Source organism: Belnapia sp., assembly GCF_059504005.1.
Genome location: NZ_JCACHU010000157.1, coordinates 91,283 through 113,796, shown reverse-complemented (window position 1 = coordinate 113,796; position 22,514 = coordinate 91,283). Strand labels below are relative to the sequence as shown.

Genomic DNA, 22,514 nt, shown 5'->3' with positions numbered 1-22,514 from the left:
AGCGGCCGCGGGTCAGCTCGCCACGATGTTGAACTGGCGGGCGATCCCGGTCCAGGTGGCGATGTTCTCGCGCATGATGGCGACGAAGTCGGCCCCCAGCGGCGGCGGGTTGCGCGGCAGCGTGACCAGCTCCTCGCAGCGGGTGCGCAGCGCGGGCGTCTCGAGCAAGGCCGGGATCAGCGCCGTCACCCGCTCGGCGATGGGCTGTGGCAGGCCCTTCGGTGCCGAGAGGCCGAGCCACTGGCTCGAGGTCAGCTGGCCGTAGCCCTGCTCGGCGAAGGTCGGGATGTCCGGCATCTGCGCCAGCCGCTGCGGCGAGGAGACGCCGAGGCAGCGCAGCGTGCCGTCCCTCAGCAGGGCGACATTGGTGGTGATCGGGTCGATCAGGCTCTCGATGGAGCCGGCCAGCAGGTCCTGCATCGCCGGCGCGCTGCCGCGATAGGGGACATGGTCGAGGTTGGGCGCCCGCCCCTCGGCCCCGAGCATCACCCCGAGCAGGTGCGGCGCCGAGCCGATGCCGGAGGAGCCGAAGCGAACCGGCGCCTTCCGCGCTGCCTCCAGATACCCGTCGAGCGTGCGGTAGGGCGAGCTCGCCTTCACCAGCAGCACGTTCGGCGCCTCGACCAGCATGCCGAGATGGGTGAAGTCGGCGACCGGGTCGAAGGGCAGGGTGGGCAGCGTCGCCGTCGAGAAGACATGCACCGAGGCATGGCTGACCAGGAAGGTGTAGCCATCGGCCGGCGCCTTGGCGACGAAGTCGGTGCCGACCACCCCGCCGGCGCCCGCCTTGTTCTCGACCACCACGGTCTGGCCGAGCGCCTGGGCGAGCGGCGGCGCGAGCAGGCGGGAGATGGTGTCGACCAGCCCGCCCGGCGGGAACTGCGCGACGAGGCGGATCGAGCCGCGGCCCGGCCAGGCGCCGCCTTGCGCGAGGCCGGCGCGCGGCAGCAGGGCAGGGGCGGCGAGGCCGCCCAGGGCGGCCAGCAGGTGTCGGCGTTGCATGCTCTGCGCTCCTTTGCGGCAGGGGCAGGGCTGCTTGCCTCAGGATGACGCAGCGGTAATCCGCCTAGCCGCCCTTGCCCCCGTCACCGGCAGAGGAGAGCAAGCCTCATGCCGCGACGGCGCCGCTCCAGGGCGTCATGGCGTCGCTGATGCCGGTGGCCTCGCCGCCCGGGCCGCGGCGGATCAGGTTCGGGCAGGCGAAATTGAGCGGCAGCACGGCATGCTCGACGACGAGCGGCGTCCCCGGCAGCGCCGCCAGCACCTCGGGCGGCAGGCGCCGGTCGGCGGTCACGCCCTCCGGCCCGGACACGTCGATCCGCGGGTAATGCGCCGCCGCCTCCGGCTCCATCCCGAACTCCGCGACGAAGGAGAGCAGCTGCAGCACCGCCGCCAGGATGCGCCGCCCGCCCGAGGCGCCGGCCGCGATCTCCGGCTGGTCGCCGGAGGCGAGGATGATGGGCGACATGTTGGTCAGCGGCCGCTTGCCGGGCGCCATGGCATTCGGCGTGCCCGGCTGCGGGTCGAACCACATGACGCCGTTGTTCATCAGCACGCCGGAGCGCGGCAGCACGACGCGGCTGCCCATGGAGGAGAGCAGCGTCGTCGTCACCGCCACCATCATCCCGTCCTTGTCGCAGGCGGTGAGGTGGGTGGTGCAGGTGTCGGCGCCCTCCGGCTCCGCATCGCCGAGGCCGGCCAGCCGCTCGGCATAGGCCGCCTGCATGGCGCGGGCGAAGCGGCCGTACCAGGCGGGGGAGGGTTCCGGGCCGAGCGGGACATCGGCCATCAGCTCCAGCACGCGGCGCATGGTCGGCGCCGCGGTCAGCCCGTTCGAGAGCATGAGCGTCCGCCCGCGCCAGGGCACCGCGACGGCCGGCTTCACCCGCGCCCGGCAGCCGGCGAGGTCGCCGGTCGAGAGCAGGCCGCCCATCTCCCGCACATCGGCCATGATCTGCGCCGCGATCTCGCCCTCGTAGAAGTCGCGGAGGCCGGCCTGCTGCAGCCGCTCCAGCGTCGGCGGGAGGTTGCCGAGCGGGAAGAAGCCCGGCGCGCCCTGATAGGGCGTCGTCGGCGGCAGGCCGTTCGGCAGGTAGATGCGCGCAGTCTCGGGATAGAGCCGCAGCACGCTGGCCGAGCTCGCCACCTTCAGCGTCGTGTACCAGTCGGCCGGCAGGCCGCGCTTCGCCAGGGCGACGGCGGGCGCCAGCACATCGCGGATCGGCAGGCGGCCGTGCCGCTCATGCAGCAGCGCATAGCCGGCGACGGCGGAGGGGATGACGAAGGAGAGCGGGCCGTGGATGTTGCGGTCCCCCTCGACCTCCGGCCAGGAGAAGAGGTCCTGCTTGATCCGCCCCGTCAGCGGGAAGGCGGAGGCGTCGAGCCCTGCCGGCGCGACCGGGCCGAAATCGACCGTCTCGGCCGGCGCCATGCCGGGCTTCATCACCTGGGCGAAGCCGATGCCGCCCAGGCCGCTGTTCCAGGGCTCGAGCGTGGCGAGGGCGAAGGCCGCGGCCACGGCGGCATCGGCCGCGGTGCCGCCGGCGCGCAGCATGGCGGCCCCCGCCTCAGCCGCGACCTTCACCTGGGAGACAACGATGCCCCCGGCGCCGCTCGCGGCCGGCTTGCGCAAGGACCAGTTCTGGCTGTGGTGATCGGGGAGGGGGAAGGCATCCGTCATGGCGGCAGCTCCGGCGCTCAAGGCGCCGCCATCGTCCCGCCGCAGGAAGGATGCGGCAATCCCCTAAAGCCCGGCCGGAGGCCGCCGCCGCTCCTCGATCACCGCCTCGAAGTCGAAGCCGAGGTTCCAGTTCACATGGGCTTCGAGCACGGCGAGCGCCGCTGCCTCATCCCCTGCGGCGAGGGCGGCGATCAGCGCGCCATGCTCCGCCCCGGGTCCTTCCCGCATCTTGCCCTGCTGGGCGAGGCCCCAGATCACCGCGAGCTGGCGCGCCAGGCTCTGCCACAGGGCGAGCAGCGGCTCGTTGCCGGAGATGCGGCAAAGCTCGGCATGGAACTCGCCGTCGGCCAGCACGATCAGCGCCGGATCGCCGAGTTGCGCGGCCTGCCGGTAGGCGGTGGCCGCGGCACCCAGCCCGGCGAAGCGCTCGGCGCCGCCCGGCCGGCGCAGCGCCTCGCGCACCGCAAGCGATTCGAGGGCGAGGCGCACCCGCATCAAGGCGGCGACGCCGGCATTCGTCACCTGCATCAGCCGCATCCCCTTGTAGGGGGTGCTGACGACGATGCCCTGGCTTTCCAGCAGGCGGAGCGCCTCGCGGACGGGGACGCGGCTGATGCCGAGGTCGCGCGCGATCTCCGCCTCGACCAGGCGGTCGCCCGGCAGGAACAAGCCGCGGGCAGCCGCCGCGACGATGGCCTCCGCCGCCTGCTCCACCATCGTGCGCGGCTGCACGGGGGACAGGCGCCGGGGTTCAGTCAGGGCAACGACCAAGCTTTCGGGCGCATCGTCCCGCGCCCGTTGGTCACGAACAGCCACTTGCTGAACCCCGTTAAATCGCGAAGAACTGAAGTTTAATTTCAACCCCTAGTTTTGTGAAGGTCGCACGCGGATCGTTCCCGCATTCGGCGCGATTTTGTTGCAAAATAACACCAATCCGCCGCCTGCTGCCCAACCCGGCCGTACCGTGGCAGTCTCTGGCCAGGGAGGGACCCATGGTCGAGGATGCGGAGCGCGCGGAATTCGGCATCGAAGGGCATTGGGCCATGGTCCGGCGCCACCGAATCCGCTGGTCGGAATGCGACCAGTATGCCCATGCCAACAACACCGCCTATCTGGCGCTCTGCGAGGACCTTCGCGTTTCGCACTGGCTCTCGCTCGGCGGCCGGTTCGCGCCCGGCGAGGTGGGGCCGGTCGTCGCGCAGATGGAGGTCCGCTACCTCCGCCCGCTCGCCTTCGACGATGCGGTGGCCGTCACCATGCGGCCGGCGGCGCTTCGCCGCAGCAGCCTGACCCATGACTATGCGGTGTGGAAGGAGGGCCTCGTCTTCACCTGCCGCGCCGTGCTAGTCCTGGTGCGCCATGGCAGCGGCGAGAAGGCGGCGATCCCGCCGGCGATGCGCGCGGCGATGGTCGGGCAGGGCGCGGTGGAGGAGGGCTAGCGTCGCCCTTGGGGCCGCTACAGCGCCGCCACCAGGTCGATCTCCACCAGCGCGCCGAGGGCGAGCGCCGTGACGCCGACGCAGGTCCGGCCGGGAAGCCCGCCGGGCGCGAAGCTCGATTCCCAGACCGCGTTCATCGCCGCATAGTCGCGCTCGAACTCGGTCAGGTAGACCCGGGCGAAGACCGTCCGCTCCCAGGCGGCGCCGCAGCCGGAGAGCACGGCCTTCAGGTTCTCGATCACTTGCCGCGTCTGCTGCTCGATCCCGCCCCCGACCTTGCGATGGCCGCCGCCGGGCAGGGTCGGCATCTGCCCGGTGACGAAGAGGAAATCGCCCGCCCTCACCGCATGGCTGAAGGGCGCGACCCGCTCCGGCGCATCCGGCAGCAGGAAGCGGGCGACCTCCAGCATGGCTCAGAGCCCCCGCTCGGCCCGGGTGGCGGCAAGGTCGTCCTCGATGAAGCCCTGGATGATCTGCTCGAGCGACTCTTGCTCCGAGAAGCCGAGCAGCCGCCGCGCCCGCTCCGCCGTGAAGCTGGCCGGCCAGCCGCCGACGATGGCCTCGATCGCCGGGTCGGGCATGGGCTTCACCAGCGCCCGCGCCTTCGGCCCGGCGACGCTCTCGAGCGCGCTCAGCATCTTACCGACGGTGGCGCTCCGCCCCGGCGGGTTGATGCCGCGGTCGAGGCCGAGCGGCGCCGTGTCCATCGTCATCGCATGCAGGAACCATTCGATCGCGCGCCGCGGCGAGCAGATCCAGACGGCGAAATCCTCCGGCACCGGCAGCTCGGTCGGAAGCCCGAGCAGCGGCTCGCGCAGGATGGCCGAAACGAAGGACGAGGCCGCCTTGTTCGGCCGGCCCGGCCGCACGATCACCGTCGGCAGGCGGATGCTGACGGCATCGAGCATGCCGCGCCGCGAGGCGTCCTGCAGCAGCAGCTCCGCCGCCGCCTTCTCCGCGCCGTAGCTGTTGCCCGGGAGCTGGCGGGCATCGTCCTCCAGCCGGGCCTCCTGCCCGCCGCCGAAGCTGGCGACGGAGGAGGTGAAGACCACCCGCGGCGGAGCCGCCAGCCGACGGCAGGCCTCGATCACCGCCAGCGTGCCGTGCAGGTTCACCCGCATCCCGAGCTCGTAATCCGCCTCTGCCTGGGCCGAGACCACGGCGGCCAGGTGCACCACCACCCGCGTCCCCTCCGGGATGGCGGCGGCAACCTGCGCCGGGTCCGCCACGTCGCCGCCGAGGCAGCGGACGGGGAAGGGGGCCTCGAGGCCGGGCGGCGCCTGCAGGTCGAACAAGGTGAGGCCCGAGATCGCCTGGCCGCCGAGCTTGCCCTCGCGGGCCAGCCGCGCCGCCAGCTTTCGGCCGAGGAAGCCGCCCCCGCCCAGGATGGTGATCTGCATGGCGCTCTCCCGATCTTGCGCCAATAGATGTCGCGCCGCCCCTCCCTGGGCGCAAGCCGCCATTGGCGGGCAGCCTTGCCCCGCGCGATAACCGCGCCATGAGCATCCCGAACCGCCCCTTCCGCCTGATCCTCAACCGCCATCTCGGCACCCCGGGCGTCGTCGTGCTGCCCGAGGGCGGCTTCCGCCGGGCACGGGACGAGATCACCGGCTGGGACGGCTATGCCCCGACCCCGCTGGTCGCGCTGGAGGACGTGGCCCAGGCCGCCCGCCTCGGCGCCGTGCACTGGAAGGACGAGGGCGGCCGCTTCGACCTCGGCAGCTTCAAGGCGCTGGGCGGGGCCTATGCGGTGATGAAGCTGCTGCAGGCGGAGCTCGCCCGGCGGGGCGTCGCCAATGCCGCGACCGCCGCCGAGCTGGCGGCGGGCGCCCATGGCGAGGCGACGCGCGCCATCACCGTCACCTGCGCCACCGACGGCAACCATGGCCGCAGCGTCGCCTGGGGCGCGCAGCGCTTCGGTGCCGCCTGCGTCATCTTCGTCCATCAGGGGGTGAGCCAGGGCCGCCGCGACGCCATCGCCCGCTACGGCGCCGAGATCCGCGTCGTCCCCGGTACCTATGACGATGCCGTCCGCGCTGCCCAGCGCGAGGCGAAGGACCGTGGCTGGTTCGTCGTGTCCGACACCTCCTATGCCGGCTATACGGAGGTTCCCCGCGACGTGATGCAGGGCTACCGCCTGATGGCGGAGGAGGCGGCGGAGGCGATCCCGGCCGCGCCCACCCATGTCTTCATCCAGGGCGGCGTCGGCGGGCTCGCCGCCGCCGTCTCGGTGCAGATGCGCGCGCGCTACGGGCTGGAGGGGCCCCGCATCGTCGTCGTCGAGCCTGAGCGGGCCGCCTGCCTCATGGCCAGCGCCGAGGCGGGCGAGCCCATCGCCGTCGAGGGCGATCTCGATACGCTGATGGCCGGCCTCGCCTGCGGCGAGCCGAGCCTGCTCGCCTGGCAGGAGCTGGAGCGGGCCGGCTTCGCCTTCATGGCCATCCCCGATGCCAGCGCCGTCGACTGCATGCGCCTCCTCGCCCGCCGCCAGCCGGCCCTGGTCGCCGGCGAGAGCGGCGTCGCCGGCCTCGCCGGGCTGCTGCTGGCGGCGCGGGAGCCCTTCGCCCGCACCGCGCTCGGCCTCACCGAGGCGAGCCGCATCCTCCTCTTCGGCACCGAAGCGGCGACCGACCCGGAGCTTTACGCCAGGCTGACGGCCTGACCGGCTTGCCGCGCCACGCGGGCTTCATCTATCTGTCACGGTACTGGCACGGAGCCGCAACCTGGCGCCGCTAACCGGCGGCCGCAGGCAACGAGATCGTTTTGGGAGAGATAGCAATCATGAGGCGCCGTTCCCTGACCAAGGCCAGCCTAGCCGCTGCGGCCATTGCCGCCACCCGCACCCGCCCCGCCGCCGCCCAGGCGCCGGTCGAGATCCAGTTCTGGCACGGCCTGGCCCAGCCGCTGGGCGGGCAGCTCGAGGAGGTCGTGGCGGGCTTCAACGCCTCGCAATCCGGCGTGAAGGTGGTGCCCTCCTTCCGCGGCTCCTATCCGGAGACGATGGTGGCGGCGATCGCCGCCTTCCGCGCGAACACGGCGCCGCATGTGGTGCAGATGTTCGAGGTCGGCACGGGCACGATGATGTCCGCGGGCCGCGCGGTGAAGCCGGTCCATGAGCTGCTGTCCGAATCCGGCGTGACCATCGACTTCAACGACTACCTGCCGGCAGTGCGCGGCTACTACCAGGCCTCCGACGGGCGGCAGATGAGCATGCCCTTCAACAGCTCCACCGCCGTGATGTTCTACAACAAGGACCACTTCAAGCGCGCCGGGCTGAACCCCGATGCGCCGCCCAAGACCTGGGAGGAGCTGGCCGAGGCCCTCAAGAAGCTCAAGGCCGGCGGCAGCGCCAACCCGATGACCTTCTCCTGGCCGGCCTGGACCCAGGTGGAGCAGGTCTCCTCCATCCACAACATCCCGCTGGCTAGCCTCGGCAACGGCTTCGACGGACTCGGCGCCACCATGCAGGTGAACAACCCGCTGATGGTCCGCCACATGAACAACCTCATCGCCTGGCAGAAGGACGGCCTGGTGAAGTATGGCGGCCGCGACGGCGCGCCGGATGCGCTCTTCCCGGCGGGCGAGGTCAGCATCGCCATGGCCTCCTCCGGCCTGCGCAGCCGCATCCTGCGCGAGGCGCGCTATGAGTGGGGCACCGCCATGCTGCCCTATTACGGCGACGTCGCCGGCGCGCCGCGCAACAGCATCATCGGCGGCGCCAGCTTCTGGGCGCTGAACCGCGGCCCACAGGGCGGGCGCAGCGCCGCCGAGTGGAAGGGCGTGGCCGAGTTCTACCGCTATCTCAGCCAGCCCGAGATCGACGCGAAGTGGCATATGGAGACCGGCTACGTGCCGGTGCGCCGCGCCAGCTACCAGGTGGCGAAGTCCACCGGCTTCTACGACAAGAACCCCGGCTCCGACGTGCCCATCGAGCAGCTGCTGCGCGGCGGCGAGACCGGGCCCAATACCCGCGGCATCCGCCTCGGCGGCTATGTCGAGATCCGCAACATCATCCAGGAGGAGATGGAGAAGGCCTTCCAGGGCCAGCATAACGGGCAGCTGGCGCTGGAGGCGATGGTGCAGCGCGGCAACGCGGTGCTGCGGAATTTCGAGCGGCAGAACCGCGGCTGATCAGGGGCTCGCCGTGCGCAAGACGACATTCACGGGCACGGCGCTGCCGCTGCTGCTGCTCGCGCCGCAGCTGATCATCACCGCCATCTTCTTCCTCTGGCCGGCAGGGGCCGCCATCTGGCAGTCCCTGCTGCAGGAGGATCCCTGGGGCACGCGGTCCGAATTCGTCGGGCTGCGGAACTTCACCGAGGTCCTGGCGCAGCCGGAATGGCGCGGCGCGGCCTTCAACACGCTGATCTTCTCGACCTCCGTCGCGGTGCTCGCCATGGGCACCGCGCTGTTCCTCGCGGTGCAGGCGGACAAGTCCATCCGCGGCGCCAACCTCTACCGCACGCTGCTGATCTGGCCCTATGCCGTGGCTCCGGCCGTCGCCGCCGTGCTTTGGCTTTTCCTCTTCCACCCCTCGATCGGGCTGATCGGGCGGGCACTGAACCAGGCCGGCATCGCCTGGGACTACAAGCTGAACGGCGACCAGGCGATGCTGCTCGTCATCATCGCCGCGGCCTGGAAGCAGGTGAGCTACAATTTCATCTTCTTCCTCGCCGGGCTGCAATCCATCCCGCGCAGCGTGCTGGAGGCGGCGGCGATCGACGGCGCCAGGCCGGTGCGGCGCTTCTGGACCATCATCCTGCCGCTGCTCTCGCCGACCGCCTTCTTCCTTCTGGTCGTGAACCTGGTCTACGCCTTCTTCGACACCTTCGGTGTCATCCATGCGCTCACCGGCGGCGGCCCCGGCAAGGCGACCGAGACGCTGATCTACAAGGTCTATGTCGAGGGCGTGCAGAACGTGAACCTCGGCAGTTCCTCCGCCCAATCGGTGATCCTGATGGTCCTCGTCATCGCGCTGACGGCGGTGCAATTCCGCTTCATCGAGCGCAAGGTGCACTACTGATGCGGCGCAGCTGGCCCCACCTCTGGCTGCTGCTCGGGGTGCTGGTCTTCGCCACGCCGATCTACATCACCCTGATCGGCTCGACGCATGACGCCTCGACCATCGGCCGGGGCGACGTCCCCCTGCTGCCGGGGAGCGATGCGGCCGAGAACTACGCCTCCGCCTGGATCAGCGGCGGTGCCGGCCGCTTCACCGTCTCGCCCGCCTGGCGGATGATGCTGAACAGCACGATCATGGCGCTCTGCATCGCGGTGGGGAAGATCGCCATCTCGCTGCTCTCGGCCTATGCGGTCGTCTTCTTCCGCTTCCCCGGGCGGATGGTGGCCTTCTGGACCATCTTCATGACGCTGATGCTGCCGGTCGAGGTGCGCATCATCCCGACCTACCAGGTCATCGTCAGCATGGACCTGTTCAACTCCATGGCCGGCCTCACCATCCCGCTCATCGCCTCGGCGACGGCGACGCTGCTGTTCCGGCAGTTCTTCCTCACCATCCCGGAGGAGTATGTCGAGGCCGCCAAGATGGACGGCGCCGGGCCGATGCGCTTCTTCCGCGACATTCTGCTGCCGCTCTCGGTGACGAACATCGCGGCGCTCTTCGTCATCCTGTTCATCTATGGCTGGAACCAGTATCTCTGGCCGCTGCTGGTGGTGAACGACCGCAGCCTCGAGACCATCGTTGTGGGCCTTGCCAAGATGATCGGCACCGGCGACGCGCAGAACGAGTGGAACGTCATCATGGCGATGGCGGTGCTGGCGCTGCTGCCGCCGGTTGCCGTCGTCATCCTCATGCAGCGCTGGTTCCTGAAGGGCCTGACGGAGACCGAGAAGTAATGGCGAGCCTCGACGTCTCCGGCCTCCGGAAGTCCTTCGGCACCACCCACGTCCTGCACGGCATCGACCTCTCCGTCGAGGATGGCGAGATGATCGTCATCGTCGGCGCCTCGGGCTGCGGCAAGTCCACCCTGCTGCGGATCGTGGCCGGGCTCGAGACGGCGACCGCCGGCAGCATCACGATCGCGGGGCGGGAGGTGACGGGGCTGGAGCCGGCCGAGCGCGACATCGCCATGGTCTTCCAGAACTACGCGCTCTACCCGCATATGACGGTCGAGCAGAACATGGCCTATGGCCTCAAGATCCGCGGCCTGCCGAAGCCCGAGATCGCCCGCCGCGTCGCCGAGGCCGCCGGCCTCCTCGGCATCGAGGCGCTGCTGAGCCGCCGCCCACGCCAGCTCTCCGGCGGCCAGCGCCAGCGCGTCGCCATGGGCCGCGCCATCGTGCGGGAGCCGAAGCTCTTCCTCTTCGACGAGCCGCTCTCCAACCTCGACGCCAAGCTGCGCGTGCAGATGCGGGCCGAGATCAGGCGCCTGCAGCGCCGGCTCGGCGTCACCTCCCTCTTCGTCACCCACGACCAGACCGAGGCGATGACGCTCGGCGATCGTCTCGTCGTCATGCATGCGGGCCATGCGGCGCAGATCGCGACCCCGATGGAAATCTGGGCCCGGCCGGCCGATACCTATGTCGCCGGCTTCATCGGCAGCCCGGCGATGAACTTCCTCGAGGGCAGCCTCGCCGAGGGCGGCCAGGCCGTTGCGCTGAAGGCGGGCCCGGTGCTGCGCTTCGCCGACGGGCTGCGCCCGGGCGGGGAGGGGCGGCCGCTCACCATCGGCATCCGGCCGGAGCATGTGGAACTGGCGGAGGGCGGCATGCCGCTGCCCCTCGACCTGGTGGAGCCGCTCGGCTCCGAGACGGTGCTGCATGGCCGGCTGCCGGGCGGCGAGGCCCTCGTGGTGAAGCTGGCCGGCCCCGCGCCGGACGCGCCGAGCCTGCCCGTCGCCCTCCCCGCGGCGGCGCTGCACGTCTTCGATGGCGAGACCGGCAGGCGGCTTGACCCCTAGGCCCCGGGGGCCAAGATCACCCGCAACGGCATCGAAGCCGACCGGGAGGCCCCTTCATGCACCGCCGCAGCCTACTTGCCGCCGCCGCCATCCTGCCCGCCGCCTCGGCGCGGGCGCAGCTGGCCTGGCCCAACCAGCCGATCCGGCTGATCGTCCCCTTCTCCGCCGGCGGACCGACCGACATCCCCGCCCGCCTCTTCGCCGAGGAGGTGTCGAAGATGCTGCCGCAGCGTGTCGTCGTCGAGAACCGCACCGGCGCCGGGGTGGTGGTCGGCACGGAGGCGGTGGCGACTGCGCCGAAAGACGGGCACACGCTGCTCTACAGCACCATCGCCCATTCCGTGCTGCGGCCGCTCTTCCCGCGGCTCGCCTTCGACCCGGTCGCCGATTTCCAGCCGGTGGCGCTGCTCGGCGTCATCCCGATGATCCTGCTGGTGAACAACGACCTGCCGGTGAAGACGCTGCAGGAGGCCGTCGCCCTCTTCCGCAGCAAGCCCGGCGAGTACGACTACGGCAGCAGCGGCGTCGGCGGCGCGGTGCACCTGGCGACCGAGCTGCTGCTGAAGCGCGCCGGCAACCTCAAGGTCAGCCACATCCCCTATCGCGGCTCGGCGGCGGGCATGCCGGACCTGCTCTCCGGGCGGCTGGCGATGTTCATGGATGTCGCGGCCGGCGGCCTGCCCTATGCGCGGCGCGGCGATGCCCGGGCCCTCGGCATCTCCTCGGCCGAGCGCCTGGCCCAGGCGCCGGAGATCCCGACCTTCGCCGAGGCCGGCATCGCCAATGCCGAGAGCTACACCTGGCACATGGTCTTCGCCCCGGCCGGCACGCCGGAGCCGGTCGTGCAGGCGATCAACGCGGCCTTCAACAAGGCGGCGGCGCAGGAGAGTGTCCAGCGCCGCCTGACCGACCTCACCATGCTCGTCCGCCACGACACCACGCCGCAGACGGCGAGGCGCTGGCTGATGGAGGAGATCGCCAAGTGGGAGGCGATCATCCAAGAGGCGGGGATCAAGGTGGAGTAGCGCCCATTACCGGCCGCAGCGCAGCCACGGCTGCCTCGGCCGGCGCGACCGTCACCAGCCTCCCGCCCTGCCACTGTGAGAGCAGCGGCCGGGCTCTGAGGTTTTGGCCCTTCTCGTCGAAGCGCGCGCCCCAGCCATTCGGCGTCCCGCCCTCCGCCACGTCGGTCGCCAGCAGCGTCGCGCGGAGCTTGTCGCGGTCGAGCGCGGCCGCCCGCTGCATCGCCTCCAGCACCAGCCGCGCGCCGACGTAATTCGCCAGCGAATGGCCGGAGCGCGGGTCGCTGCCGTAGCGGCGCTTGTACAGCTCGGCGAAGCCCTGCACGCCCGGTGCCGCCGCCTCGTTCACCGCGAGCTGCGGGAAGTCGACATCGAGCGTGCCGTCGAAGTCCGGCCCGACCGAGCGCGCCGTATCCGTCAGGCTGTAGCCGGCGCCCGCGCCGATCACCATGCGCGGCCGCCAGCCCGCCTCCTTCATGCCCCGGTAGAAGAGCACGATGTCGTTCTGGTAGCCGGTATGCAGCACCACATCGGCGCCGACCGCGCGCAGCCGCTGCAGCAGCGGCGAGAGGTCGACGCTCCGCGCCGCATAGCCGATGCGCTCCACCTGGTTCAGCCCGCGCGCCCTGAGCTGCGCCTCCTGCGCCCCGCCCACCGCCTGGCCGTAGAGCCCCTCCTCGTGGAGGATGGCGATGCGCAGCGCCTCGGCCGGCGTCGACCAGGCCGCGGCCAGCATGTCCGGGATGACGGCGACCGAGTCGCGCGCGAAGTCGCTGGCCCGCGGGCAGAGCCGGAACAGCGTGCGGAAGCCGCGCTCCGTGATCGGATCGGCAATGGCACCGAGCTCGAAGAAGGGAAAGCCCTGCAGCTCCGCCGCCTGGCTCGCGGCGAATCCGAGATGCGAGGCATAGGTGCCGAAGCCGGCCGCCACCTTCTCGGCTCCCTGCAACCGCCGCAGTTCTGCAACCGCCTGCTCCGCCCCGGCCGCATCGCCCTTCACCAGCCGGATCGGCCGCGCCAGCAGCCCGCCGGCCGCGTTCCGCTCCTCCGCCGCCAGTTCGAGGCCGCGGAAGCTCTCGTCGCCGAGCAGGGCCAGGCTGCCGGAGAAGGGGAAGAGCGCCCCCAACCTCAGCTCATGGGCCGTCGCGATGCCCTGCGCCCGGCCCAAGCACGGCGCGGCCAGGCCAGCGATCCCGCCGAGCAGCGGGCGACGGGCGATCCTCGACATCGGCATCCTCCCGCGACGGATGCGCGGCGGCGGATTCATCGCATGCTCACCCGTCCTGGCAAGACCCCGCGGCTTGACGCGATGCGCCCCCGCGCGGAACCTCCCCGCAACTCTGGGAGAGACCGCCATGGCCACGCTGCCCTCGACGATGACCGTGATTGCCCATGGCGAAGGCGGCCCGCCCGAGGTGCTGGTGCCCGGCACCGCGCCCGTCCCCGGGCCGCGGCCCGACGAGGTGCTGATCCGCGTCCTGGCCACGGGCGTGAACCGCCCCGACGTCGCCCAGCGCAAGGGCGAATACCCGCCGCCGCCCGGCGCCAGCCCGATCATCGGCCTCGAGACGGCGGGCGAGGTGGTCGCCGCCGGCGCCGAGGTCACGCAGTGGAAGCCGGGCGACCGCGTCTGCGCCCTCACCAATGGCGGCGCCTATGCGGAATACTGCGTCGCCCCCGCCAGCCAGTGCCTGCCCTGGCCCCGGGGGTTCGACGCCATCCGCGCCGCCGCCCTGCCGGAGACCTTCTTCACCGTCTGGGCCAATCTCTTCGGCCATGGCCGGCTCGCCGCCGGGGAGACGGCGCTGATCCATGGCGGCACCAGCGGCATCGGCGTCACCGCCATCCAGCTGGCCAAGGCGTTCGGCGCGAGGGTGATCGCCACCGCTGGCAGCGCCGAGAAGTGCAAGGCCTGCCTCGACCTCGGCGCGGACCAGGCCATCGACTACCGCGCGCAGGATTTCGTCGAGGAGGTGAAGCGCGCGACGGACGGGAAGCTCGCCAGTGTCGTGCTCGACATGGTCGGGGCCGACTACTTCAACTGCAACCTGCGCTGCCTGGCGATGGACGGGCGCCTCGTCATCATCGCCTTCCTTGGCGGCTTCGAGGTGGCGAAGGCCGACCTTCGCCCCATCATGACCCGGCGCCTCACCGTCACCGGCAGCACCATGCGCCCGCGCACGACGGCGCAGAAGGCGGAGATCGCGGCGGCGCTGCGCGAGAAGGTCTGGCCGCTGCTCGACGCAGGCAAGGTCGCGCCGCCGATCCACAAGGTCTTCCCGCTGGCCGAGGCTGCGGCGGCGCATGCGCTGATGGAGAGCAGCGCGCATATCGGCAAGATCATGCTCAAGGTCGCCGACTGATCACTCTCCACGCAACCGCGTCGCGGCGTCGCGGGGGCCGCGGCAGGACGCCGGGCAGGACAACGTCTTGACGGGCGCTCCACACACTCCGCCGCGGGCGACGACGCTCGAGGGGTTCCGCTACCTCGCCGTGTCGGTGGTGCTGTTCGGCGGCGTCTGGCCCGTCACCAAGGACGCGCTGGCGCATGCGACGCCGCTCTGGTTCGCCTTCAGCCGCTGCGCCATGGCGGGTGCCGTCACCTTGCTGCTGCTCGCCGGGATGCGGCGACTGAGGTGGCCGGCGCGGGGCGACCTGCCCTGCATCCTGGCGGTCGGCCTGCTGCAGCTGGGCGGCTTCTTCGCGCTGACCCATACGGCGCTGGCCTGGATTCCGGCCGGGCGGATGGCAATCCTCACCAATGTCACCGTCTTCTGGCTGATCCCGCTCTCTTGGTGGGTGCTGGGGGAGCGGGTCTCGCCGCCGCAATGGCTGGCCGTCGCCATCGGCCTCCTCGGCGTCGGCGTGCTGATGCAACCTTGGACGATGCTTGGCACGGCGGGCCTCGGCGCCCTGCCGGGCTATCTGATGCTGCTGGGCTCGAGCCTGTTCTGGAGCGTCGCCATCCTCGTCACCCGGCGCCTGCCGCCGCGGCGGCCGGTGATGGAGCTGCTGCCCTGGTGCTTCGCCATCGCCGCGCTGCTGCTGCTGCCGCTCGCGCTGTGGCGCGAGCCGGCCGGCGGCATCGGCCTGCCTGCCTGGCCGCATGCCGCCTTCATCGGCGCCGTCGCCGCGCCGATCGGCACCTGGTCGACCATCGAGGCGGGGCGGCGGCTGTCCGGCATCCGTGCCTCGGTCGGCTTCCTGGTGGTGCCGGCGCTCGGCGTGCTGATTTCGAACCTCTGGCTTGGCGAGGCGCTGGGATGGGATGTCCTGATCGGCGGCGGGCTGATCGCCGCGAGCGTGCTGCTGGCCGCGAGAGGGTAGGGGAGGAAGTGCCGATGCGCCTCAATCTGGTCGAAGCAGGCGACGGCCCGCCCGTGATCCTGCTGCACGGGCTGTTCGGCGCGGCGCAGAACTGGGGCGCGGTGCAGCGCCACCTGGCGGCGCGGCACCGCGTCCTGGCGCTCGACCTCCGCAACCATGGCGCCTCCGACCGTAGCGACGCCATGGACTATCCGGCCATGGCCGCCGATGTGGCGGAGACGATGCGGGCGACGGATACCAGGCCCGCCGCAGTCATCGGCCATTCCATGGGCGGCAAGGTGGCGATGGCGCTGGCCCTCGCCGAGCCGGGTCTCATCTCGCGCCTCGTCGTCGTCGACATCGCGCCGATCGCCTATCCGCCGGCGCTGCGGCCCTATGTCGCGGCGATGCAGGCCATTCCGCTCCAGGCGGGGCTGACGCGCCGCGACGCCGATGCGGCGCTGGCCGCCACCATCCCGGAGCCGAATATCCGCGCCTTCCTCGTGCAGAACCTGCGGATGCAGGACGACCCGCCGCGCTGGCGCCTCGGCCTCGAGGAGATCGCCGCGGCCATGCCGGTGATCGAAGGCTTCCCCGACTTTCCCGGCCGCTATGAGGGTCCGACCCTCGTCATCAATGGCGAGCGGTCGAGCTACATCCGGCCGGAAAGCCATCCGCGCATCCAGGCGCTCTTTCCGGCCTGCCGCTTCGCCACCGTCGCGGGCGTCGGCCATTGGGTGCATGCCGAGAACCCGGCCGGCTTCCTGGCTCTCATCGACCCCTTCCTCGATTAAAGGAAGCCGATGGAAATCCAGGGGATGGCGGCGATGACGGCGGTGCCGAGCAGCAGCGCCAGCATGTAGCCCCAGATCGCCCGCATCCCCTCATCCGGCCCGATGCGGCTGATGGCGCAGGCGGCGTAGTAGCCGACGCCGAAGGGCGGGGCGAAGAGCCCGATCCCCATCGAGAGGATCACCACCATCGCGTAGTGCACCTCATGCACGCCCATGTCGCGCGCGATGGGGAAGAGCAGGGGGCCGAAGAGCACGATGGCCGGAATGCCCTCCAGCACGCTGCCCAGCACGACGAAGGCGAGGATGGAGACGGCAAGGAATCCCGCCTGCCCGCCCGGCAGCGCCGCCATCGCAGCGGCGAGCTGGCGGGAGAAGCCGGATTGCGTCAGCGCCCAGGCCATCGCCGTCGCCGCGCCGATGATGAGCAGGATGGCCCCCGAGAGCGCCGCCGTGTCCACCAGCATCGGCCGCAGTCGGGCCCAGTCGAATTGCCGGTAGAAGACAAGCCCGACGAGGAAGGCATAGGCGATGCCGATGGTCGACACCTCGGTTGCCGTGGCGACGCCCTCGACCACCGCGGCGCGGATCAGGAAGGGCAGGGCGAGGGCCGGCAGGGCGAAGCCGAAGCTCCGCAGGATCTCCCGCGCGCCCGGCCTCGCGGCGCTGGCGAGCGCTTGCCCGCGATGCCGCCACCACACCACGCCGCAGAGCACGACCGCGAGCAGCGCCCCCGGCAGCAGCCCGCCGGTGAATAGCGCCCCGATCGAGACGCCCGTCACCGAGCCAATGGTGATGAGCACGAGGGAGGGCGGCACCGTCTCGGTCTGCGCCCCCGTCGCCGAGAGCAGGGCGACGAGCTCCCCCGGCTTCGCCCCGCGCTCGCGCATCTCAGGGAAGAGCACCGGCGCGACGGCCGCCATGTCGGCCGCCTTCGCCCCCGATATGCCGGAGACGAGGTACATCGCCCCCACCAGCACATAGGAGAGCCCGCCCCGCACATGGCCGAGCAGGTTGGCGAGGAAGCGGATCATGGCGCGGGCCATGCCCGTCATCTCGATCAGGCTGCCGAGGAAGATGAAGAGCGGCACGGCGAGCAGGATGAGATGCGACATCCCCTCATCCATCCGCCCGACCACCACCATGATTGGCACGCGCGTCGTCAGCGCCAGGTAGCCGAAGGTGGCGAGGCCGAAGCAGAAAGCGATCGGCACGCCCGCCAGCACCGTCGCCGCCACCAGCCCGACGAAAAAGATGACGAGGTTGAGGGTGCCGAGCGGCCTGAAGGCCGGCCCCGCCCACCAGAACCCCGCCGCCACCAGCCCGACCGCGCCGAGCGCCGCCAGCGCCCGCCCCCAGCCGGCGACGCGCGGCAGGCGCACCAGCGCCACCACCAGCATCAGCAGCAGGCCGACCGGCAGGGCCGAGGCCCGCCAGCTCCCCGGGATCTCCATCGCCGGCGTGGTGATGAAGCTCTCCTCCACCGCATAGTCATAGGCCGGGTGGAGCAGCAGCAGCAGGAAGAGGATCGGAGCCGCGACGGCCGTAGCCTCGAGGAAGCCGCGCAGCGGCGCCGGGGCCATGGCGACCAGCGCCGTCATCCGCATGTGCTCGGCGCGGCGGAAGGCGACCACGGCCCCCAGCATCGCCAGCCAGAGGAAAAGCACCGAGGCCAGCTCGTCAGACCAGACGAGCGAGCTGTGGAAGACGTAGCGCGCGACGATGCCGGCCAGCAGCAGCACGGTCTCCACCGCCACCAGCCCCGCGGCGGTCAGCTCCAGCGCGCCGCCGAGCAGGGCTTCGACCCTGCCCGGCGGCCGCCGCTCCACCAGGCCGATATCCGCCATGGCTCAGGTCAGCTTGCCGAGATCCTGCTCGAGGATGCCCCAGGCCTCCTCGCCATAGCGCTGCTTCCACTGCGTGTAGAAGCCAGCCTTCCTCAGCGCCTCGCGGAAGGGCGTGGGATCGACGGTATTGAAGGTGAGGCCCTGCTTCGTCAGCTCCGCCTGCAGCCCGGCATTGAGCGCCGCAACGTCGCCGCGCTCGGCCAGCGCCGCGGCATTCCAGTGCTTCGCCACCGCGGCCTGCGCATCGGCCGGCAGCGCCGCCCAGGCGCGGCGATTGCCGAGCATCCAGAACCCGTCCCACATGTGGTTCGTCAGGGCGCAGAATTTCTGCACCTCGTAGAGCTTGGCGGTCGAGATGATGGCGAGCGGGTTCTCCTGCCCGTCCACCACCTTGGTCTGCAGCGCCGAATAGACTTCGGCGAAATTGATGCTGGTCGGCGCCGAGCCGAAGGCCTGGAAGAGCGAGGTCCAGAGCGGGCTCACCGGCACGCGGATCTTGAAGTTGCGCAGGTCGTCCGGCGTCGTGATCGGCTTGGAGGAGGAGGTGATCTGGCGGAAGCCGTTGTCCCAGATCTTGTCCATGACGACGAGGCCGGACTTCACGATCTGCGCCCGCACATGGGCGCCGAGCGCGCCGTCCATCGCCTTCCACACCGAGGCGTAGTTGGAAAAGGCGAAGCCGACGCCGTTGATCGAGGCCGCCGGCACCAGCGTCGAGAGGATGAGCCCCGAAAGGGTGAAGAACTCGATTGCGCCCGACCGCACCTGGCTCAACATGTCGGTGTCTGAGCCCAGCTGGTTGTTGGGGAAGATCTGAATTTCGACCCTGCCGCCGGTCTCGCGGGCGATCGCCTCCGCCGCCTCCTTGGCGCGCTGGTTCAGCGGATGGGTGAGCGGCAGGTTGTTCGCGTATTTGAAGCTGAACTCGGCAGCATGGGCGGGGCGCAGGCGGATGGCGGGGGCGGCGAGCGCTCCGGCGGCCAGCAGGGCGCGGCGATTGATGAGGACCATCTGTTCCCTCCGTTCCGGTCTCGGCCGGAGCTGTGCTTCGCTCCGCTCATAGGCCATGTCGCCGGGGGCGTGGAGGCGGTATTTTCCCCGGCAACGAAGGAGGGACCGCCCGCATGACCTCGATGACCAGCCTGCCCGTCTCGCGCCGGGTGATGAACCTCGCCGGCTTCCTCGCCCAGACCGCCCGCCGCCTGCCCGATCGCCTGGCCCTGGCCTGGGGCGAGCGCCGCTGGACTTGGCGCGAGTTCGAGCGGCGCAGCACGGCGCTTGCCGCCTCCCTCGCCGTGCATGGCATCGGCAAGGGCGACCGCGTGCTGGTCCATGCCAGGAACGCCAACGAGATCCTGGAGGCGATGTTCGCCACCTTCCGCCTCGGCGCTGTGCTGGTGCCGACCAATGTCCGGCTGGTGCCGGAGGAGGTCGCCTATCTCGCCGAGGCCTCCGGCGCCCGCGCCTTCCTCTGCGGGTCCGTCTTCCCCGAGCATGCCGCGGCCGTCGAGGCGGCGCTGCCCGATCTCCGCCTGCTGGCAAGCATCGGCGAGGCCGGGTTCGGCCAGGCGACGCATGAGGCGCTGATCGCCGCCGGCGAGGGCCAGGCCTTCCCCATCGCCGATGCCGCCTATGACGACCCGTGCTGGTTCTTCTTCACCTCCGGCACCACCGGACGGCCCAAGGCGGCAGTGCTGACGCATGGGCAGATGGCCTTCGTCATCACCAACCATCTGTGCGACCTGATGCCGGGCACGACCGAACAGGATGCCTCGCTGGTCGTCGCCCCCCTCTCGCACGGCGCCGGCATCCATTTCCTGACGCAGGTGGCGCGCGGCGCCGCTAGCATCCTCCTCCCCGGCGAGCGGTTCGACGCGGCCGAGGCCTGGCGGCTGGTCGAGGCCCATCGCGTCAGCAACATGTTCACCGTGCCGACCATCCTGAAGATGCTGGTGGAGCACCCCGCGGTCGACCGGCACGACCACGCCTCGCTGCGCTACGTCATCTATGCCGGCGCGCCGATGTACCGCGAGGATCAGAAATTCGCGCTGCGCAAGCTCGGCCGCGTCATCGTGCAGTATTTCGGCCTGGGCGAGGTGACGGGCAACATCACCGTCCTGCCCGCCGGCCTGCATGAGGAGGAGGACGGCCCCGCCGCCCGCATCGGCACCTGCGGCTATGCCCGGACGGGGATCGAGATCCAGATCCAGGACGAGCAGGGCAGGGAGGTCGCGCCCGGCGCCCAGGGCGAGATTTGCGTCGCCGGCCCCGCCGTCTTCGCCGGCTACTGGGACAACCCGGAGGCCAATGCCAAGGCCTTTCGCCAGGGCTGGTTCCGCAGCGGCGATCTCGGCCACATGGACGCAGAGGGCTTCCTCTACATCACCGGCCGTGCCTCCGACATGTACATCTCCGGCGGATCGAACGTCTATCCGCGCGAGGTGGAGGAGCTGATCCTGCAGTATCCCGGCGTCGCAGAGGTCGCGGTCGTCGGCGTGCCGGACCGGCACTGGGGCGAGGTCGGCGTCGCCGTCATCGTCCCCCGCGCGGGAGAGGCGGTGGAGGAGCAGGCGCTGCTCGCCTGGCTCGATGGCCGCATGGCCCGCTACAAGATGCCGCGGCGCGTCTTCGCTTGGGAGGCGCTGCCGCGCTCCGGCTACGGCAAGATCACCAAGAAGATGGTGCGGGAGGAGATGGAGGCCCGCGGCCTGCTGCCCCTCGCATGAGCCCGCGCCGTCTCGCCCAGCCTGGCCCGGCCCTCGAGCCGCGCATCGAGAGCGTCGCTGGCCATGCGCTGCCGCTCGCACTCACCCTCGCGCCCGGCCTGTCGCTGCTGGAGGCAGTGACGCGCGCCGTCTACGCCGCCGGCTTCGACAGCGCGACGCTGGAACTCGAGGGCGGCACCCTCGCGCCCTTCTCCTACGTCCTTCCGGCCCCGGCGCCGGATGCGACCCATGCCGCCTATTACAGCAGGACCCATATGCCGGCCGCCGGCGCCCGCCTCGAGCGCGCCTGCATCACCTTGGGCCGCCGCACCGGACAGCCCTGGCTGCACTGCCACGCCGTCTGGGAGGAGGCCGCCGGACGCCGCGGCGGCCATGTGCTGCCGGAGGAGACACTGCTCGCCAGCCCTGTCGCCGCCCGCGCCTGGGGCCTCAGCGGCATCGCCCTGGTCTCGGAGCCGGATGCGGAGACGAATTTCACCGTCTTCCATCCCATCCCCGCCATGGGTCCGCCGCGGCCCGGTGCCCGGCCCGCGGCTGCGGTCCGCATCCGACCGAACGAGGATGCCGCGGGCGCCCTCGCCGCGGTCGCGAGCCGGCACGGCCTCCGTTGCCCCGCCTTGCGCGGCAGCCTCGGCAGCCTGATCGGCGCGCGGTTCGCGGGCGGCGGCGCGGTCGAGGACTATGCGACGGAGATGCTCTTCACCGGCGATGGCCTCGGCATCGCCCTGGCCGACATGCAGGGCCGGGTGCATGACGGGACCCTGCTGCCGGGCGAGAACCCGGTCTGTATCACCATCGAGGCGCTGCTCGTGGACGAAGCCTAGGCCAGCTCCACCAGCGTGACTTCCGGCGGCATCCCGACCCTGATCGGCAGCGCCGAGTTTCCGATCCCGCCGGAGACCACGAGGTGCCGCCCCTCCTCGACCACGGCGCCATAGGCGTAGCGGTTGCCGTAGCGGCTCGGCACCAGCGGCGAATAGCCGCGCACCCGCACCTGCCCGCCATGGGTATGGCCGGACAGCGTCACCCCCACATGCTCGGGCACGAAGGGAAAGATGTCCGGCTCATGCGCCAGCAGGATGCTCGGCGCGCCGTCGGGGATGCCGGCCAGCGTCCCCTCGAGGTCATGCGCGCCGTAGATGGCGCCGCCCCGGCGATAGGCCCATTGGCTGCCGAGCCCGGCCAGCCACACCTCCCGGCCGCGATGCGAGAGGCGGCGGAGCTCGTTGTGCATGACCGGAAGCCCGGCCGCGGCAAAGGCCTCCGCCGCCTCGGGCAGCGCCCGGAGGCCGGCCTGCGTCGCCGGGCATTCCCACCAATCATGGTTGCCGAGCACCGCATGCACGCCGAGGGGTGCATGCAGCCCGGCCAGGATCTCCGCCACCTGCCGCATGGCCGGCCGGTCGGCGACGAAGCGCCCATCCGCGAGGTAGTCCCCCAGCAGCACGACGAGGTCCGGTCGCAGCGCATTCGTCATGCCGACCGCGCGCGCCAGGTGCTCCATCGGCGTCTGCGGCCCGCCGGCATGCGGGTCCGCGATGATGGCGATGGAGAGCGGCAGGTCCCGCGGCCAGCTGGCCGGGGCCAGGCGGTAGCGCACCAGCTCGAGCCGCGGCTCATGCGTTCCGCCGCGGCGATGGGCGCCGAGCCAGCCGAGCAGCCGCCGGCGTCCGGGCCGCCGCGCCGGAGCCGTCCGCGCCAGGGCCTCCGGCCGGGACTCCGCGCCGGCCGTGAGGCCGCCATAGGCTGCCGCTTCCGTCGTCATGCCTGGTCCTGTCCTAAC

At 71.4% G+C, this 22,514-nt stretch carries 21 protein-coding genes; 12 read left to right on the top strand and 9 right to left on the bottom strand.

Translation table 11 applies throughout. The annotated features are described in order from the left end of the window. Positions 1–12: 12 nt before the first annotated feature. The 3 genes from AC5JJ1_RS23715 to AC5JJ1_RS23705 all read right to left on the bottom strand — a co-directional run bounded on the left by AC5JJ1_RS23715 (position 13) and on the right by AC5JJ1_RS23705 (position 3,412). Positions 13–1,002 (bottom strand): Bug family tripartite tricarboxylate transporter substrate binding protein, encoded by a 990-nt coding sequence (locus tag AC5JJ1_RS23715; RefSeq protein WP_495787580.1) that lies wholly within the window; start codon positions 1,000–1,002, stop codon positions 13–15. Between the two features lie 106 nt (positions 1,003–1,108). Further along, positions 1,109–2,680 carry a gamma-glutamyltransferase gene (locus AC5JJ1_RS23710; protein ID WP_495787579.1) on the bottom strand — a complete coding sequence of 524 codons (1,572 nt, stop codon included), beginning with the start codon at positions 2,678–2,680 and terminating at the stop codon, positions 1,109–1,111. A gap of 63 nt (positions 2,681–2,743) precedes the next feature. Next, positions 2,744–3,412 (bottom strand): GntR family transcriptional regulator, encoded by a 669-nt coding sequence (locus tag AC5JJ1_RS23705; protein WP_495787578.1) that lies wholly within the window; start codon positions 3,410–3,412, stop codon positions 2,744–2,746. A gap of 260 nt (positions 3,413–3,672) precedes the next feature. Between AC5JJ1_RS23705 and AC5JJ1_RS23700 the strand changes: the two genes are divergently transcribed. Beyond that, positions 3,673–4,119 (top strand): acyl-CoA thioesterase, encoded by a 447-nt coding sequence (locus AC5JJ1_RS23700; RefSeq protein WP_495787577.1) that lies wholly within the window; start codon positions 3,673–3,675, stop codon positions 4,117–4,119. 17 nt (positions 4,120–4,136) lie between these two features. Here AC5JJ1_RS23700 and AC5JJ1_RS23695 read toward each other — a convergent pair whose 3' ends face one another. Then, complete coding sequence (locus tag AC5JJ1_RS23695) at positions 4,137–4,529, bottom strand: RidA family protein (RefSeq protein WP_495787576.1); 393 nt, start codon at positions 4,527–4,529, stop codon at positions 4,137–4,139. 3 nt (positions 4,530–4,532) lie between these two features. Continuing rightward, positions 4,533–5,519, bottom strand: a complete 987-nt coding sequence (gene denD / locus AC5JJ1_RS23690; protein WP_495787575.1) for a D-erythronate dehydrogenase — start codon at positions 5,517–5,519, stop codon at positions 4,533–4,535. Positions 5,520–5,617: 98 nt separating this feature from the next. Here denD and AC5JJ1_RS23685 point away from each other — a divergent pair, with 98 nt between their 5' ends. The 6 genes from AC5JJ1_RS23685 to AC5JJ1_RS23660 all read left to right on the top strand — a co-directional run bounded on the left by AC5JJ1_RS23685 (position 5,618) and on the right by AC5JJ1_RS23660 (position 12,064). Then, positions 5,618–6,781: a diaminopropionate ammonia-lyase gene (locus AC5JJ1_RS23685; RefSeq protein ID WP_495787574.1), complete on the top strand. Its 1,164-nt coding sequence runs from the start codon at positions 5,618–5,620 to the stop codon at positions 6,779–6,781. A gap of 119 nt (positions 6,782–6,900) precedes the next feature. Next, on the top strand, positions 6,901–8,250 hold the full coding sequence (gene ugpB, locus AC5JJ1_RS23680; RefSeq protein WP_495787573.1) for a sn-glycerol-3-phosphate ABC transporter substrate-binding protein UgpB: 1,350 nt from the start codon (positions 6,901–6,903) through the stop codon (positions 8,248–8,250). A gap of 13 nt (positions 8,251–8,263) precedes the next feature. Then, positions 8,264–9,142, top strand: a complete 879-nt coding sequence (ugpA, locus tag AC5JJ1_RS23675; RefSeq protein ID WP_495787572.1) for a sn-glycerol-3-phosphate ABC transporter permease UgpA — start codon at positions 8,264–8,266, stop codon at positions 9,140–9,142. Further along, positions 9,142–9,975, top strand: a complete 834-nt coding sequence (ugpE, locus tag AC5JJ1_RS23670) for a sn-glycerol-3-phosphate ABC transporter permease UgpE (protein ID WP_495787571.1) — start codon at positions 9,142–9,144, stop codon at positions 9,973–9,975. Before ugpA ends, ugpE begins: the two co-directional genes overlap by 1 nt. Beyond that, a complete protein-coding gene (gene ugpC, locus AC5JJ1_RS23665) occupies positions 9,975–11,039 on the top strand; it encodes a sn-glycerol-3-phosphate ABC transporter ATP-binding protein UgpC (RefSeq protein WP_495787570.1) in 1,065 nt (354 codons plus the stop codon). The genes ugpE and ugpC overlap by 1 nt, the downstream gene beginning before the upstream one ends. Before the next feature lie 56 nt (positions 11,040–11,095). Further along, positions 11,096–12,064, top strand: coding sequence for a Bug family tripartite tricarboxylate transporter substrate binding protein (locus tag AC5JJ1_RS23660; protein ID WP_495787569.1), 969 nt, complete (start codon positions 11,096–11,098; stop codon positions 12,062–12,064). Here the strand turns inward: AC5JJ1_RS23660 and AC5JJ1_RS23655 are convergent. Further along, positions 12,051–13,289 (bottom strand): ABC transporter substrate-binding protein, encoded by a 1,239-nt coding sequence (locus AC5JJ1_RS23655; RefSeq protein ID WP_495787568.1) that lies wholly within the window; start codon positions 13,287–13,289, stop codon positions 12,051–12,053. The two genes, AC5JJ1_RS23660 and AC5JJ1_RS23655, sit on opposite strands and share 14 nt — an antisense overlap. 127 nt (positions 13,290–13,416) lie before the next feature. On the opposite strand from AC5JJ1_RS23655, the gene AC5JJ1_RS23650 reads away from it, so the two are divergent. The 3 genes from AC5JJ1_RS23650 to AC5JJ1_RS23640 all read left to right on the top strand — a co-directional run bounded on the left by AC5JJ1_RS23650 (position 13,417) and on the right by AC5JJ1_RS23640 (position 16,161). Beyond that, positions 13,417–14,424, top strand: a complete 1,008-nt coding sequence (locus tag AC5JJ1_RS23650) for an NAD(P)H-quinone oxidoreductase (RefSeq protein WP_495787567.1) — start codon at positions 13,417–13,419, stop codon at positions 14,422–14,424. 67 nt (positions 14,425–14,491) lie between these two features. Next, positions 14,492–15,388 carry a DMT family transporter gene (locus AC5JJ1_RS23645; RefSeq protein WP_495787566.1) on the top strand — a complete coding sequence of 299 codons (897 nt, stop codon included), beginning with the start codon at positions 14,492–14,494 and terminating at the stop codon, positions 15,386–15,388. Between the two features lie 14 nt (positions 15,389–15,402). Beyond that, complete coding sequence (locus AC5JJ1_RS23640) at positions 15,403–16,161, top strand: alpha/beta fold hydrolase (RefSeq protein WP_495787565.1); 759 nt, start codon at positions 15,403–15,405, stop codon at positions 16,159–16,161. Here AC5JJ1_RS23640 and AC5JJ1_RS23635 read toward each other — a convergent pair. After that, entirely contained in the window at positions 16,158–18,005 is a 1,848-nt protein-coding gene (locus tag AC5JJ1_RS23635; RefSeq protein ID WP_495787564.1) for a TRAP transporter large permease, read from the bottom strand. The genes AC5JJ1_RS23640 and AC5JJ1_RS23635 overlap by 4 nt on opposite strands. A 3-nt stretch (positions 18,006–18,008) precedes the next feature. Further along, positions 18,009–19,016: a TRAP transporter substrate-binding protein gene (locus AC5JJ1_RS23630; RefSeq protein ID WP_495787563.1), complete on the bottom strand. Its 1,008-nt coding sequence runs from the start codon at positions 19,014–19,016 to the stop codon at positions 18,009–18,011. Between the two features lie 113 nt (positions 19,017–19,129). Here AC5JJ1_RS23630 and AC5JJ1_RS23625 point away from each other — a divergent pair, with 113 nt between their 5' ends. Both AC5JJ1_RS23625 and AC5JJ1_RS23620 read left to right on the top strand, forming a co-directional pair. Continuing rightward, entirely contained in the window at positions 19,130–20,731 is a 1,602-nt protein-coding gene (locus AC5JJ1_RS23625) for an acyl-CoA synthetase (protein WP_495787562.1), read from the top strand. Then, positions 20,728–21,555, top strand: coding sequence for a PPC domain-containing DNA-binding protein (locus AC5JJ1_RS23620; protein WP_495787561.1), 828 nt, complete (start codon positions 20,728–20,730; stop codon positions 21,553–21,555). Before AC5JJ1_RS23625 ends, AC5JJ1_RS23620 begins: the two co-directional genes overlap by 4 nt. Here AC5JJ1_RS23620 and AC5JJ1_RS23615 read toward each other — a convergent pair. Beyond that, positions 21,552–22,496 (bottom strand): metallophosphoesterase, encoded by a 945-nt coding sequence (locus tag AC5JJ1_RS23615; RefSeq protein ID WP_495787560.1) that lies wholly within the window; start codon positions 22,494–22,496, stop codon positions 21,552–21,554. The genes AC5JJ1_RS23620 and AC5JJ1_RS23615 overlap by 4 nt on opposite strands. Positions 22,497–22,514 lie beyond the last annotated feature (18 nt).